The organism is Ruegeria sp. YKSF070 (genome assembly GCF_059612725.1).
In genome coordinates, this window is the sequence record NZ_JBXWRD010000079.1 from 1 (window position 1) to 15,193 (window position 15,193).

Genomic DNA, 15,193 nt, shown 5'->3' on the forward strand with positions numbered 1-15,193 from the left:
GGCGGGCGCCATCACCCCCGTCCCCGGCGGCGTCGGCCCCATGACCATCGCCTGCCTGCTCGCCAACACCCTCACCGCATGCACTCGCGCAAACAAACTCACAGAACCAAAGGGACTTACTCCGTGAGCACGGTCGCGGATACTCGCCTGCTGCCGGGAAGACCGGTGCGCGCGCGGATCCTTTCCGAGGTGAGCGCCTATGTGAACCAGGTCGGGCGGATCGGCAAGCTGGTCTCGATCTCGATCGGCAATGTGCCCGAGGTGGCGGTCTATGTGCGCAACCAGGCGCGTGCCGCCAGCGCGGTGGGCGTGCCCTTTGACCAGCAGCTCTGGGATCGCTCGATCAGCCAGGAGGTTTGCCAAAGCCTCATCCGTGAGATGAACGACGATCCGGATGTGCTTGGAATCATTCTGCAACGTCCGGTTCCCGATCATATCAACGTGCGCGCCCTTCAGGCCGCGATCCATCCGCTCAAGGATGTCGAGGGGATGAACCCCGCCTCGATCGGCAATATCGTCTATAACGATGTGGCGATGGCGCCCTGCACGGCGGCGGCGGCGGTTGAACTGATCCGCGAGACCGGCCTGACCATGACCGGGCTCGAAGTGGTGATGGTCGGCCATTCCGAGATCGTGGGCAAGCCGGTGGCGATGATGCTGATGGCCGAGGGCGCCACCGTCACCGTTTGCCATCACATGACCCGCTCGGTCGCAATGCATTCGCGGCGTGCCGATGTGGTGGTGGTGGCGGTGGGCAAGGCGCATCTGATCGGGCCCGACATGATCAAGCCGGGCGCGGTGGTGATCGACATTGGTATCAACCATGTGCCCGGTCCCGACGGCCCGGTCGTGGTCGGCGATGTGCAGACCGACGCGGTCAAGGAAGTGGCGGGCTGGATCACGCCGGTTCCGGGCGGGGTCGGGCTGGTCACCGTGGCGATCCTGCTGCGCAACGCGATCCGCGCCCATCAGCAGCAGCGCGCGGCGGGCTGGATCCGCTGATCGGTCGCCTTACCAGGCCAGATAGCCGATGGCCAGGAAGGCGGCCAGGCAGCCGGCCCATTGCGGCCGGCTCATGCTTTCGCGCAGAAAGGCCCAGGCCAGCACGATGGTGATCAGGCCGAACATGGACGAGGCCACCGCCGCCAGTTGCGGATGATCCAGCACCCCCGCCGAGATCACCGCCAGCAGGGCAACCCCGTCAAGCAGCCCCATCACCACCAGCGGCAGCAGGGCGGCGGCGCCCACCCGCAGCGTCTGGCGCCGAATCACGATGAGCGCCAGCAACAGCACTAGCGCCGTGACCCGCGCCAGCAGCGTCGCGTTCAATTCGCCATCCAGGGTGGCGGCCAGTTGGCCCAGCTTGAAAGTGGCGGCAAAGCCGATGGCGGCGATCACCGACAGCGCGATGGTCGGCCCCTTGGGCGGGGCGGGGTCGGCGCTGTCATCGGACAGGCCCGCCACCACGCCGACCGCACCCACGATCACCAGCACCGCCAGCACCTGATCGGCACCGATGGGCGACCCGGCCAGAAAGGCAAAGAGCAGCGAGAGGATCGGATAGGCGCCGATGATCGGCGCGACCAGCCGCACAGGCCCGCGTTCAAAGGCAAAATAGAGGCCGAGACTGGCCACCAGAAAGGCCAGTCCGGACCCGATCGAGAGCCACAGCGCCGGCCCCTGCGGCAGGCGCGCACCCTCGGTCGCGGCCAGAACCGACGCCTGAAACGCAAGACCGGTGGCCAGCACCACCGCCAGCGCCCCCATCAATGGCACGGTTCGGCTGAGATAGCGGATGGTGATGTCATGCAGCCCCCAGCAGAGCGCCGCGATCAACCCCAGGCCCAGCGCGCTCATGACGTGCCTCGCGGGGTGGAAATCTGCCGGAAACGGGTTCGAATGGCTTGCACGGTGGGTCCTCGAGATATATTCTCTTCAATAAAGAAATTTTCCGCTAATGCAAATGACCGGAGTGGCAACGTGCTGGATACCAAATACCCCGAGATCATCCCCGGGCCGCCAAAGCCCAGCGCTATCCTGCAACCGAGGGTGTTTTCGCTGCCGCCTGGCACCGAACGCTATGTGGTTCCGGGGGCGGGGGCAATCCTGCTTCGGCTTGAAACCGGCGACCGGATCGAGATCGAGAATACCGAGGGCGGTCAACCGTGTGAGATCGTCTGCGCCGACCTGCTTGGCGGTTTCGATACCGGGCTGATCGGGGCGCGGGCGCAGGGGGCTCCGGCGGGGCTGATGGCGCTGCTCACCTCGGGCGATCCCTCGCTGCGGGGCCTGCGGATGGGGATCGAGGCGCGCGGGCTGAACCTGTCGCAGGCGGGCGCGGTGCATCTGTTCGAACACGGCACGCCGGCGGGCACGACCGAAAGCTTTACCGCCAGCCGCGAGGGGATCGTGATCATCGCGGCCCCCGGCGGCATCATGGATTTTCAGGCGCAGGATACCGCCACGCCGCTGACCGTGTTCATCCGCCGCGCGGTGCTGAAAAGCGCGGCCCGGTTCGAGTTGCCCGACCCGCTGGCCGATCCGGTTGCCGATATCCGGGTGCATTCGGCCACTGCCGAGGCCTATTTCGTCAAGGCGGGCGATTACATCCAGATCCTCGACGTGGACGGGCGCCAATGCACCGATTTCCAGTGTTTCGCCGCGCGCAAGCTGGACAAGGGCATCGCCCATGCGCTGGACGTGACCACCACCCGGACATTGATGGGCCATGCCTATCCGATGCCGGGCCTGCACGCGAAATATTATGACCAGGAGATGCAGCCGCTGGTCGAGGTGATCCAGGACACCTGCGGGCGCCACGATGCCTTTGCGCTGGCCTGTGCCGCCAAGTATTACGACGATATCGGCTATCCCGGCCACATCAACTGTTCGGACAATTTCAACGCCGCGCTGGCGCCGCACGGGGTCGCGGGGCGGGCCGGCTGGATGGCGATCAACTTCTTCTTCAACACCGGGCTGGACGATCACGGGGTGATGTATGCTGACGAACCCTGGTCGCGCCCGGGCGATTATGTGCTGCTGCGCGCGCTGACCGATCTGGTCTGCGTCAGTTCGGCCTGTCCCGACGATACCTCGGCCGCCAATGGCTGGAACCCGACCGACATCCATGTCCGCACCTATAGCGGCAAGGAGACCTTTCAACGCGCCGTAGCTTACCGGCCCACCCCCGACGCGGAACCGAAAATGACCAAACAGACAGGCTTTCACGACCGGTTCGCCCGGTTCACCGAGAATTTCATCGAATACAACGGCTTCTGGCTGGCCAATTGCATGTCGAGTGCAGGCCCGATCGAGGAATATCACGCCTGTCGCGAGAAATGCGTGGTGCTCGACCTCAGCGCGCTGCGCAAGTTCGAGATCACCGGCCCCGACAGCGAGGCGCTGTGCCAGTATATCTTTACCCGCAACATGAAGACCCTGCCGGTGGGCGGCGTCGTCTATACCGCCATGTGCTATCCCCATGGCGGCATGATCGACGACGGCACCGTGTTCCGCCTGGGCAAGGACAATTTCCGCTGGATCGGCGGCTCGGATTACGGCGGCGAATGGATCCGGGAAAAGGCCGCCGAACTGGGGCTCAAGGTGCTGGTACGCTCGTCGACCGACATGCAGCACAATATCGCCGTGCAGGGGCCCGAAAGCCGCGAACTGTTGAAAAAGGTGATCTGGACCGCGCCGCATCAGCCCAAATTCGAAGAGCTCGGCTGGTTCCGCTTTGCCCCCGCCCGGATCGGCGACGATCAGGGCGTGCCGGTGGTGGTCAGCCGCACCGGCTATACCGGCGAGCTGGGATACGAGATCTTCTGCCATCCCAAACATGCGGGCGCGGTGTTCGACGCGGTGTGGGAGGCGGGTCAGGCCCATGGCATCCGCCCGATGGGGCTGGAGGCGCTGGACATGGTGCGGATCGAGGCTGGGCTGATCTTTGCCGGCTATGATTTCAGCGACCAGACCGACCCGTTCGAGGCCGGGATCGGCTTTACCGTGCCGCTCAAGTCCAAGCCGGACGATTTCATCGGGCGCGAGGCGCTGATCCGGCGCAAGGAACATCCCGCGCGCATGTTGGTGGGGCTCGATATCGACAGCAATGTCGATGTGGGCCATGGCGATTGCGTGCATATCGGACGGGCCCAGATCGGCGAGGTCACCTCGTCCATGCGCTCGCCCATTCTGGGCAAGAACATCGCGCTGGCCCGGGTCGACGTGGCCCATCACGAGGTCGGCACCAAGGTCGAGATCGGCAAGCTGGACGGGCATCAGAAACGGCTGCCCGCAACCATCGTGCCCTTTGCCCATTACGACCCGCAGAAAACCAGACCCCGCTCTTGACCTTGGTCAAGGCGGGCCGGGGGCACGGCAAGACAGGATAGGCCCATGACATCGGCACTGACATCCATCGGCGGCGAGGACGTGCTGCGCGACCTGGTCGAGACGTTCTACGACCGGATGGAGACCGACCCCGCGGCTTGGCCGCTGCATCGGCTGCATTTTCGCGGCCACGGGCTGAACCATACCCGGCAGGCGCAGTTCGAATTCCTCAGCGGCTTTCTGGGCGGGCGCGCTTATTACCGCGAGCGGTTCGGCCATATGAACCTGCGCGAGATCCATGCTCATGTGCCGATCCGCGAGGCCGATGCCGAGCTGTGGCTGAAAACCTTTGACGCGGCGCTGGCCGAGTGCGGCCTTGGGGGCGAGGTTGTGGACAAGTTCCGCGCCACCCTGCGGCGGGCGGCGCTGATGCTGGTCAATGACGTGCCCGACTGGCGCGAAGAAAGCGACGTCAAGGCACGCGCCGCCCAGGGGTGCCCTTCGGGCGGCGCCTGAATCGCTCAGCCCAGAAGCAGGATCTGCACATCCGCGACATTGGTGCCGGTGGCGCCGGTCACCAGCAAATCGCCCGACAGGGTCAGCGCACTGTTGCTGTCATTGCGCGCCAGGAACGTCTCGGGCGTGGCTCCGGCGGCACGGATGCGGGGCAGGGTGCCCGCATCGACACAGGCGCCCGCCGCCTCGGTGGGGCCGTCGCGCCCGTCGGTCCCTGCTGACAGGAACAGCCAGGGCCGCGACGGCGGCATGACCTCCATCAGTGCGGCCAGCCGCAGGGCCAATTCCTGATTGCGCCCGCCAATGCCGTTGCCGCGCACGCGCACGGTGGTCTCGCCGCCCCAGATCAGGGCCTGCGGCCCCTCTTCCTGTGCGGTGAGGGATAGGGCCTCGGCCACGGTCTCGGCGGCCTCGCCAACATCGCCCACCAGCGGCTCGTCAATCACCCGGACCGCGCCAAAGGCGGCCAGCGCCGTCGCCGCCGCCGCCAGGCTCTCGCGATTGCCACCGATCAGGTGATTGCTGGCCTTGGGGAGCGGGGTGGCGGCTTCGGGCTGGCGCAGATGGCGGCGGATGCTGTCGGGCAGCGCGTCGGCGATCCCCTTGCGGTCCAGCAGGTCGCGGATCTCGGCCCGGCTGGCGATCGGGGCCACGGTCGGGCCGCTGGCGATGGCGCGCAGGTCGTCGCCGATCACATCGGACAGGATATAGGCGGTGACCGGGGCAGGGGCCGCGTGGCGCAACAGCCCGCCGCCCTTCAATACCGACACATGCTGGCGCACTGCGTTCACCGCGTTGATATCCAGCCCGCTTTGCAAGAGCAGCCGGTTCAGCGCCTGCTTGTCATCCAGCGTGACCCCATCGGGCGGGGCCGGCAACAGGGCCGAGCCGCCGCCCGAGATCAGCGCCAGCACCACGTCGTGCGCGGTTGTCTCGGCCAATATCTCGCGCAAGCGGCGGGCGGCATGGTGGCCGATCTCGTCGGGCACCGGGTGCCCGGCGCGGAACACCTCGGCCCCGGCCACCGGCTCCTGATTCTCGCGATGGGTGACGCAGAGCATCACCCGGGGGCCGGTGATCTGGCCGTGCAGCGCCCGGATCATCGCCGGGGCGGCCTTGCCCAGGGCGACAACAATGGTCTTGCCGTCGCCGCTGGGGCGGGGCAGGCCGGTCTGGCGCAGGCAGTCGGTCAGCGCCAGGCCGGGATCGGCACGGCGCACGGCGGCCCGGAACGCCCGGACCGCCGCCCTTCGCAGGCTTGTCGTGTCAGTTGCCGGCAATTTGGCGGGCCTTTTCCACCAGCACCTCGGCCTGACGGATCGAGGCATAGTCGATCAGCCGCCCATCGAGCGAGACCGCGCCCTTGCCCGCCGCCTCGGCCTCGGCCATCGCCTCCAGAATGCGGCGCGCCTTGGTGACTTCGGCCTCGGAGGGGCTCATCACCTCGTTGGCCAGCGCGATCTGGCTGGGATGGATGGCCCATTTGCCCTCGCAGCCCAGCACCGCGGCCCGCTTGGCGGCGGCGCGATAGCCCTCGGGGTCCTGGAAATCGCCAAACGGCCCGTCGATCGGGCGCAGCCCGTTGGCGCGGGCGGCGACCACCATGCGGGCCAGGGCATAATGCCACATGTCGCCCCAATGCACCGCGCGGCTGCCATCCTCCAGCGGGTCGGTCAGTACCGAGTAATCCGGGTTCACCCCGCCAATGATCGTGGTGCGTGCCCGGGTCGAAGCGGCGTAATCGGCTACGCCGAAATGCAGGCTCTCGTTGCGTTTCGAGGCGCCGGCGATCTCGGTCACGTTCTGCATGCCCAGCGCGGTCTCGATGATATGTTCGAAACCGATCCGTTTCTTGTAGCCCTTGGCGTCTTCGATCTGGGTCACCATCATGTCGACCGCATAGACATCGGCGGCCGTGCCGACCTTGGGAATCATGATCAGGTCCAGCCGTTCGCCGGCCTGTTCGACCACGTCGACCACGTCGCGATACATGTAATGGGTGTCCAGTCCGTTGATGCGGACCGACATCGTCTTGGTGCCCCAATCGACCTCGTTCAGGGCCTTGATGATGTTCTTGCGCGCTTGCTCTTTTTCGTCGGGCGCGACCGCGTCCTCGAGATCCAGAAAGATGACATCGACATCGGATTGTGCCGCTTTTTCAAACATTTGCGGCTGCGAGCCGGGCACGGCCAGTTCCGAGCGGTTGAGCCGTGCGGGGGCTTGTTCGATGGGGTGGAAGGACATGGGAAAGGACCCTTTTTTGCGTGTCTGAGGGATGTGTCCCTTTCAGCCATTGGCAAAAATAGATTTCCTGTCAATTAAAAAATTTGCATCCCAGTGTATACCGAATGTGGGGGCAGACCTCTCTGCACTCAGCCCTTTGCCTGCGAAGAATAGTAGAAAGCGATTGCCTGTGCGCGGTTCTTTACCGACAGTTTGTCGAAGACATTCGACAGGTGGAACTTGACCGTGTTGGTCGAGATGCCCAGTCGCGCGGCCAGTTGTTTGTTGGTCAGCCCCTCGGCCAGCGCCTCGAGCAAGAGCCGTTCCTTGCGCGACAACGTGCTGATCGGATCGGCGCGCAATTCGCGCACGTCGAGGAAGGGAAACACCATCTTGCCCTCGGCCACGTCCAGGCAGGTCTGCACCAGTTTGTCGATCGGCGCCGAGCGCGAGACAAAGGCCGCCGCCCCCACCGCCATGGCGCGGCGCGGCAGGCCCGGGTCTTGGTCGTGGCCATAGATGACGACACGTGGCGCGCGCTCCTGTGCACGCAGCACCTCGGTCAGCTTTTCCGCCCCCAGTGCGGGCAGGTTCCAGTCGATCACCCCGACCTGGATCGGCACCCGCATCGCCATGCCCAGAAACCCTTCGGCAGTGGCGGTGGTTGCGACCAGAGAGAATCGCGGATCACGCTCGAACACCTCGGACATGGCCGACAGCACCAGCGGATTGCCGTCCCCCAGCATGATTTCGACCCGTGCCATGATTTGCTATCCTTTTGAACGCAATTGTAAAATCAGAATAACCTACCCATTCAGGTAGTAATATTTTCGGCATACACCGGGATACATACCCAAATGGGTAGGTTTCTTCCCGCCCTATTGGGTGTCCAAAAGCAGGAGTATCGGACGTTTTTTCACCAAACAAGAGATTTTATCACTGTGGGAAACCCGACCGGCCGCCTCTGGCCGACCAATGCCAAGGAGCCCACATGTCCGCTGATACGCTGTTTCCCAAACTCGACATTCCGGCCACCATCGCGGCGGGCCCCGGCCCCGGCAATACCGATGCCCGCGTGCTTGCCGCCTTTAGCGGTGCGGGCCTGGCCGATCACATGCATGGCGACGTGCTGCGCGGCATGGTCGAATGCAAGCTGATGCTGCGCCGGATCTGGGGCACTGACAACATCCACACATTCGGAGTCGCCGGCACCGGCTGGAGCGGGCTGGACGTGATGTTCAGCGCGGTGATGCCGGGCGACAAGGTGGTGGTGTTCACCAACGGTACCTTCTCGGGCATCGACGGGTTGACCGTCCGCATGAAGGCCGCCACCGCCGAGGAGCTGGCCGCAAATCCGCTCGACCCGCGCCCGGCGTCGGTTGTGATCGTCGATATTCCGCATGGCCAGTCGGTCACCGGCGAGATCGTCGAGACCGCCCTGGCCGCGCACAAGCCGAAATGGGCTGCCATGGCCCATTGGGAGACGGGTTCCGGCCGGATCAACGACATTGCCGGGTTCAGCGCCGCCTGTGAACGGCACGACGTGATGGGCCTGGTCGACGCGGTGTCGTCGCTGGGGGTCGAGGATTTCCGGATCGACGATTTCCCGGGCGTGCATGGCTGGGCCTCCTGCCCGCAAAAGGGCATCTGTTGTCTGCCGCTGACCTATGCGCCGGTGTCTTTCACCGACCGCTATATCGAAACCCTGCGCGCCACCGGCACCCGCAGCTTTGTGCATCACCCGATCCTTGAAGCGCGCCACTGGGGCATCATCGACGGCCAGGATGTGGACAAGGGCACCTATCACCGCACCCATTCCGCTTATGCGGTCGCCGCCTTTCACGAGGCGCTGCGCATCACCCTGCAACAGGGTGTGGCCAACCGGGCCAAGGACTATGCCTATCACGAGGCGGCGCTGCGCCGCGCGGTCGAGGCGCTGGGATGCGAGGTCACCTCGAACATGACCTCGCTGGTGGTGCTGAACCTGCCGGGCGACCTGCGCGGCCGCGAGATGGAACTGGTGCAGAACTGCCGTGCCCGCAACTTCGGCATCTGGCCGACCCTGTCAGCGCCGGTACAGGTGCGCATCGGCATCCTGAACCTGCTCAACCGTGCCGCGGTCACCGATATCGTGACCCGCTTTGCCGAGGCGATCCGCGAGTTGGGCGGGGCAGGCGACGAGGCCACGGCGCTGGCCGCGCTGGATGCTCATTACCAGAACGCGATCGCGGCGGAGTAACCCCGCGCGCCCCTTTCCATGGTCGAGGAGGAGAGACCTCATGGACATTCACGAATATCAGGCCAAGGAAATCCTGGCGAATTTCGGGGTCGACATTCCCCCCGGCGCGCTGGCCTACAGCCCCGAACAGGCCGCGTATCGCGCCCGCGAGATCGGTGGTGACCGCTGGGTGGTGAAGGCCCAGGTACATGCCGGGGGCCGTGGCAAGGCGGGCGGCGTCAAGGTCTGCGCCAGCGATGCCGAGATTCAGGAGACCTGCGAGAACCTGTTCGGTCGCAAGCTGGTCACCCATCAGACCGGCCCCGAGGGCAAGGGCATCTATCGCGTCTATGTCGAGGGCGCGGTGCCGATCGAGCGCGAGATCTATCTTGGCTTCGTGCTCGACCGGAGCTCGCAACGGGTGATGATCGTCGCCTCGGCCGAGGGTGGCATGGAGATCGAGGAGATCTCGGCCGAGAAGCCCGAAAGCATCGTGCGCGCCACGGTGGAACCGGCGGTGGGTCTGCAGGATTTCCAGTGCCGCCAGATCGCGTTCAAGCTGGGCATCGATCCGGCGCTGACCGCGCGCATGGTGCGCACCCTGCAGGGCTGCTATCAGGCGTTCAGCGAATATGACGCCACCATGGTCGAGATCAACCCGCTGGTGATCACCGGCGACAACCGCATCCTGGCGCTTGATGCCAAGATGACGTTTGACGACAACGCCCTGTTCCGCCACCCCCATATCAGCGAGCTGCGCGACAAGAGCCAGGAAGACCCGCGCGAAAGCCGCGCCGCCGACCGGGGCCTGTCCTATGTCGGGCTCGACGGCAATATCGGCTGCATCGTCAACGGGGCCGGTCTGGCCATGGCGACCATGGACACGATCAAGCTGGCCGGGGGCGAGCCTGCCAACTTTCTCGATATCGGCGGCGGCGCCACGCCCGAACGGGTGGCGAAGGCGTTCCGGCTGGTGATGTCGGACAGCAATGTGCAGGCGGTTCTGGTCAACATCTTTGCCGGCATCAACCGCTGCGACTGGGTCGCCGAGGGCGTCGTGCAGGCGCTGAAAGAGGTGCAGGTCGAAGTACCGGTCATCGTCCGCCTGGCGGGGACCAATGTGGAAGAGGGGCAGAAGATCCTGGCCAAGTCCGGCCTGCCGATCATCCGCGCCCGCACCCTGATGGAGGCCGCCGAACGCGCGGTGGGCGCCTGGCAGAACGACCTTTCCGAAAACACCATTGTGAGGGCTGTGCAATGAGCATCTTCATCGACAGGGAAACGCCGGTCATCGTGCAGGGCATCACCGGCAAGATGGCGCGCTTTCACACCGCCGACATGATCGCCTATGGCACCAATGTCGTGGGCGGGGTGGTGCCCGGCAAGGGTGGCCAGACGGTCGAGGGCGTGCCGGTCTTCGACACCGTCGAAGAGGCGGTCGAGCGCACCGGCGCCGAGGCGAGCCTGGTCTTCGTGCCGCCGCCCTTTGCCGCCGACAGCATCATGGAGGCCGCCGATGCGGGCATCCGGTATTGCGTCTGCATCACCGACGGCATCCCGGCCCAGGACATGATCCGGGTCAAGCGCTACATGTACCGTTACCCGCGCGAGCGCCGCATGGTGCTGACCGGCCCCAACTGCGCCGGCACTATCAGCCCCGGCAAGGCTCTGCTGGGGATCATGCCCGGCCATATCTATCTGCCGGGTCCGGTGGGCATCATCGGCCGCTCGGGCACGCTGGGTTACGAGGCCGCCGCCCAGCTCAAGGAGCATGGCATCGGTGTCTCGACCTCGGTCGGCATCGGCGGCGACCCGATCAACGGTTCTTCCTTCAAGGACATCCTGCACCGGTTCGAGCAGGATGACGAAACCCATGTCATCTGCATGATCGGCGAGATCGGCGGCCCGCAAGAGGCCGAGGCCGCGGCCTATATCCGCGACCACGTGTCCAAGCCGGTGATCGCTTATGTGGCGGGCTTGACCGCACCCAAGGGCCGCACCATGGGCCATGCCGGCGCGATCATCTCGGCATTCGGCGAGAGCGCCTCTGAAAAGGTCGAGATCCTCACCGCCGCCGGTGTCACCGTGGCGCCCAACCCGGCGGTGATCGGCGACACCATCGCCAAGGTCCTGAAGGAGGCGGCGTGATGAACATGCCGGTTATCATGAACAGCAAGCCCAAGGTTCTGGTCACACGCCGCTGGCCCGCCGCCGTCGAGGCGCAGCTGGCCGAACGGTTCGATACCGAGTTCAACCGGACCGATACCCCCCTGACCAGTGCCGAGTTCCGCTCGGCCCTGGCCCGGTTCGACGCGATCCTGCCCACGGTCACCGACAAGCTGGGGGCTGAGGCGCTGGATGTCAGCGCGCCGCAAACCCGGCTGCTGGCCAATTACGGCGTGGGTTACAGCCATATTGACGCTGACTCGGTGCGCGCCCATGGCATCGCCGTGTCCAACACCCCCGACGTGCTGTCGGAATGCACCGCCGATATCGCCATGACGCTGATGCTGATGGTGGCGCGGCGCGCGGGCGAGGGCGAGCGCGAGCTGCGCGCCGGCCAGTGGACCGGCTGGCGCCCGACCCATCTGGTGGGGGCCAAGGTCTCGGGCAAGGTGCTGGGCATCGTCGGATTCGGCCGCATAGGTCAGGCCATGGCCCAGCGTGCCCATCACGGGTTCGGCATGAAAATCCTGGTGCAGAACCGCTCGGCGGTGCCGCAGGATGTGCTGGACCGCTACGGCGCCACCCAGGTCGAGACGCTCGACGCGATGCTGCCGCAATGCGATTTCGTCTCGCTGCACTGCCCGGGCGGGGCGGCCAACCGGCACCTGATCAACAGCCGCCGGCTGGACCTGATGAAGCCCGATGCATTCCTGATCAATACCGCGCGCGGCGAGGTGGTGGACGAGCACGCGCTGGCGCAGGCGCTTATGTTCGACTGTATCGGCGGCGCCGCGCTGGACGTCTTCGACGGCGAACCGCGCATCGCGCCGGTCCTGCTCGAGTGCGACAATCTGGTGATGCTGCCGCATCTGGGCAGCGCCACCCGCGAAACCCGCGAGGCGATGGGCATGCGGGTGCTCGACAATCTGGTCGACTATTTCGAGGGGCGCGATCCGCGCGACAAGGTGCTGTGATGCAGGCGGCGGCGGAAACCGCGCCCTCTGCGGACGCGACGGTCTATGCCGCCGAGGTGCATGCGCGGCTGCGCTCGGCCTGGCTGCGGGTGCTGCGGCGGCGTGCGCCCGCCGTGGCGCGCGCGGTCGAATCCGGGGCCGAGTGGTGGGATGATACGGCCTATGCCGAACATCTTCAGGCCGCGACGATCTGGTTTCACCTGCAACAGATCATAGACGAGAACCTGGCCATCCGCGAGGCGCGACAGGCCGAACGCAGCGGTGCCGCCCGCGACGTGCCGGGCAGTTTCGCCCGCGCGCTTGCTGACGCAGACCCCGAGGCCCGGCGCGAGATGCGGCGCCTCTTGGCCGAGGCGAAGCTGTCCGTCGGCCCCACGATCACCGCCCACCCGACCGAGGCCAAGCGGGTCTCGGTCATGGAAATTCACCGGCGCATCTATCGCCATCTGGTACAGTTCGAATCCCGCCGCTGGAGCCCGCAAGAGGAAACCCGGCTGGAACAGCGGCTCGAGATGGATATCGACCTTTTGTGGCTGACCGGCGAACTGCGGATGGAGCGCCCGAGCCTGGCGGCGGAAATTGACTGGGGCCTGCAATTCTATCGCACCAGCCTGATCGCGGCGGTGCCCCGGCTGTATGAACGCTATCGCAGCGCGGTCGATGCCGAGTTTGGCCCCGGTTTTCCCGGTACCGCCTGCCTGAAATTCCATTCCTGGATCGGCGGCGACCGCGACGGCAACCCCAATGTCACCGCTGAGGTGACACGCATGGCGCTGGAACGCTCGCGTGACATGATGCGCGGCGTCTATGTCGCGGCTCTGGATGAGATCGTGCAGCGGCTGAGCCTGTCGGACCGGCTGGTGCCGGTGCCGCCAGCCGAACGCGCCGCGCTGGAGCGGATCGTGACCCGCCGCGCGGATGACCCGGCGGCTTGCGCCCAACGCAACCCCAACGAGCTGTTCCGTCAGGCCGCCGCCGCCATCGCCCAGGCGGTCTCCGGCGGCCGTTACGCCCATGTCACCGATTTCATTTCCGATCTGGAAACGCTGGACCGGGGGCTGCAAGCCATCGACGCCGGTCTGTTGGCCGATCTGCTGGTGCGCCCGCTGATCTGGCAGGTCAATGTCTTTGGCTTTCGCGCCCATACCCTTGATATCCGACAGAATTCCGAGGTGGTGACCCGCACCCTTCACGATCTGTGGCAGGCAGCGGGCGAGGCCCCCGAGCCGCTGTCGCCCGCCTGGTCCGCACGGCTGCGGGCCGAGCTGGGCAAACCCGATCTGCCCTATGTGGCGCGCGAACGCCTTGGCCCCGAGGCTGCGGAACTGATGGCCCTGCTGGAGCTGATGCGCGAGATTCGCAGCGGCGCCGATCCGCAGGCGATCGGTCCCTTCATCCTGTCGATGACCCGCTCCGCCGACGACCTGCTGGCGGTCTATCTGCTGGCGCGTTACGCGGGCTTTGGTGCCGAGCGCTTGCCGCTCAAGGTGGTGCCGCTGTTCGAGACCATCGAGGATCTGCGCGCCGCCCCCGCCATCCTGCGCGATGTGCTGGAGGTGCCCGTTGCCGCCCGCAGCCTGCGCGACGGCTCGGGTCAGATCGAGATCATGCTGGGCTATTCCGACAGCAACAAGGATGGCGGTTTCCTCTGTTCCACCTGGTCGCTGGACCGGGCACAGCGGGCGATCACCCGGGCGCTGGCGCGCAGCGGGCTGAAACCCGTTTTCTTTCACGGGCGCGGCGGCTCGGTCAGCCGGGGCGGGGCACCCACCGAACGCGCCATCGCCGCCCAGCCGCGCGGCACGCTGAACGGCACCCTGCGCCTGACCGAACAGGGCGAGGTGGTGACCGCCAAATACGCCAATACCGGCACCGCCGCGGCGCAGCTGGAGCTGCTGGCCTCGTCGGTGCTGCGCCACAGCGCGCAGCCCGCCTTCGAGGCGGTCGATCCCGAGGCCGAGGACGTAATGGAGACGCTGTCGAGCCTCAGCCAGACCCGGTACCAGACCCTGCTGCAACACCCGGCCTTTCTGGACTATTTCAACCAGGCCAGTCCGGTGAACGAACTGGCGCTGCTGCGCATCGGCTCGCGCCCGGCGCGGCGGTTCGGGGCGCAATCGCTGTCCGATCTGCGCGCCATCCCTTGGGTGTTCGCCTGGAGCCAGAACCGCCACATGATCAGCAGCTGGTACGGATTCGGCAGCGCGGTCGAGGATTTCTGCACCGTGCGCGGCGAACGCGGCACCGCGCAGCTGCGCAAGCTCTTTGACCAGATGCCGCTGTTCCGGCTGATCGTGGACGAGATCGAGAAATCGCTGGTTCTGGCCCGGCTCGACATTGCCGAGGGCTATGCCGCGCTGGTGACGGACCGGGCCGGGGCCGAGGCGATCTTTGCCCGGATCGGTGTCGAACATGGGCGCAGCAGCCGGGCCATCGAAATGCTGACGGGGCAGGGCATTGGCGTCAGGTTCCCCAACTTTCTGACGCGGGTCGCGCGTAACGACGGCACGCTGCGCGCGGCGCATGCGGCCCAGATCGGCCTGTTGGGAGCGCTGCGCGCGGACCCGGCGCAAGACCGCCGCATCCGTCTGATGCAAACCATGAACTGTATCTCGGCCGGCCTTGGCTGGACGGGATGACCCCCGCGCAATTTTCAGGAGCTGTCATGAACGCGAGCCACCAGGACCCCGGATTTTTCACAGAGGCGCTTTCGGAGCGTGATCCCGAGCTGTTCGGGGCGATCACGTCCGAGCTGGGGCGCCAGCGC

The 15,193-nt window shown here is 66.1% G+C and carries 12 protein-coding genes and 1 pseudogene; 9 read left to right on the top strand and 4 right to left on the bottom strand.

Annotation, left to right across the window (positions count from 1 at the left end; translation table 11 throughout):
- Together AC2FL1_RS22310 and AC2FL1_RS22315 are read left to right on the top strand one after the other, a co-directional pair.
- Positions 1-127, top strand: a pseudogene (locus AC2FL1_RS22310) (bifunctional methylenetetrahydrofolate dehydrogenase/methenyltetrahydrofolate cyclohydrolase); the annotation flags it as partial.
- A complete protein-coding gene (locus tag AC2FL1_RS22315; protein ID WP_496878381.1) occupies positions 124-1,002 on the top strand; it encodes a bifunctional 5,10-methylenetetrahydrofolate dehydrogenase/5,10-methenyltetrahydrofolate cyclohydrolase in 879 nt (292 codons plus the stop codon). The pseudogene AC2FL1_RS22310 and the gene AC2FL1_RS22315, both read left to right, overlap by 4 nt.
- Positions 1,003-1,011: 9 nt before the next feature.
- Here AC2FL1_RS22315 and AC2FL1_RS22320 read toward each other — a convergent pair whose 3' ends face one another.
- Positions 1,012-1,857: an EamA family transporter gene (locus AC2FL1_RS22320; RefSeq protein ID WP_496830871.1), complete on the bottom strand. Its 846-nt coding sequence runs from the start codon at positions 1,855-1,857 to the stop codon at positions 1,012-1,014.
- Between the two features lie 123 nt (positions 1,858-1,980).
- Here AC2FL1_RS22320 and AC2FL1_RS22325 point away from each other — a divergent pair, with 123 nt between their 5' ends.
- Together AC2FL1_RS22325 and AC2FL1_RS22330 are read left to right on the top strand one after the other, a co-directional pair.
- Positions 1,981-4,350, top strand: coding sequence for a trimethylamine N-oxide demethylase (locus tag AC2FL1_RS22325; protein ID WP_496878382.1), 2,370 nt, complete (start codon positions 1,981-1,983; stop codon positions 4,348-4,350).
- Positions 4,351-4,395: 45 nt separating this feature from the next.
- Positions 4,396-4,845 carry a group II truncated hemoglobin gene (locus tag AC2FL1_RS22330; protein ID WP_496878383.1) on the top strand — a complete coding sequence of 150 codons (450 nt, stop codon included), beginning with the start codon at positions 4,396-4,398 and terminating at the stop codon, positions 4,843-4,845.
- 5 nt (positions 4,846-4,850) lie between these two features.
- Here AC2FL1_RS22330 and AC2FL1_RS22335 read toward each other — a convergent pair whose 3' ends face one another.
- The 3 genes from AC2FL1_RS22335 to AC2FL1_RS22345 form a co-directional block, all read right to left on the bottom strand.
- Complete coding sequence (locus AC2FL1_RS22335; protein WP_496878384.1) at positions 4,851-6,173, bottom strand: glycerate kinase type-2 family protein; 1,323 nt, start codon at positions 6,171-6,173, stop codon at positions 4,851-4,853.
- Positions 6,112-7,089, bottom strand: a complete 978-nt coding sequence (locus AC2FL1_RS22340; protein ID WP_496878385.1) for an HpcH/HpaI aldolase/citrate lyase family protein — start codon at positions 7,087-7,089, stop codon at positions 6,112-6,114. Before AC2FL1_RS22340 ends, AC2FL1_RS22335 begins: the two co-directional genes overlap by 62 nt.
- A gap of 128 nt (positions 7,090-7,217) precedes the next feature.
- Complete coding sequence (locus tag AC2FL1_RS22345) at positions 7,218-7,832, bottom strand: response regulator transcription factor (protein ID WP_496878386.1); 615 nt, start codon at positions 7,830-7,832, stop codon at positions 7,218-7,220.
- Positions 7,833-8,059: 227 nt separating this feature from the next.
- Here AC2FL1_RS22345 and AC2FL1_RS22350 point away from each other — a divergent pair, with 227 nt between their 5' ends.
- The 5 genes from AC2FL1_RS22350 to AC2FL1_RS22370 are packed head-to-tail and all read left to right on the top strand — an operon-like array spanning position 8,060 to position 15,065.
- Entirely contained in the window at positions 8,060-9,307 is a 1,248-nt protein-coding gene (locus tag AC2FL1_RS22350) for a pyridoxal-phosphate-dependent aminotransferase family protein (protein WP_496878387.1), read from the top strand.
- 40 nt (positions 9,308-9,347) lie between these two features.
- Entirely contained in the window at positions 9,348-10,547 is a 1,200-nt protein-coding gene (locus AC2FL1_RS22355; protein ID WP_496878388.1) for a malate--CoA ligase subunit beta, read from the top strand.
- Positions 10,544-11,434 (top strand): succinate--CoA ligase subunit alpha, encoded by an 891-nt coding sequence (gene sucD, locus AC2FL1_RS22360; protein ID WP_496830856.1) that lies wholly within the window; start codon positions 10,544-10,546, stop codon positions 11,432-11,434. The genes AC2FL1_RS22355 and sucD overlap by 4 nt, the downstream gene beginning before the upstream one ends.
- Complete coding sequence (locus AC2FL1_RS22365) at positions 11,434-12,426, top strand: 2-hydroxyacid dehydrogenase (RefSeq protein ID WP_496878389.1); 993 nt, start codon at positions 11,434-11,436, stop codon at positions 12,424-12,426. The genes sucD and AC2FL1_RS22365 overlap by 1 nt, the downstream gene beginning before the upstream one ends.
- A complete protein-coding gene (locus AC2FL1_RS22370; protein ID WP_496878390.1) occupies positions 12,426-15,065 on the top strand; it encodes a phosphoenolpyruvate carboxylase in 2,640 nt (879 codons plus the stop codon). Before AC2FL1_RS22365 ends, AC2FL1_RS22370 begins: the two co-directional genes overlap by 1 nt.
- The last annotated feature ends 128 nt before the right edge of the window (positions 15,066-15,193 follow it).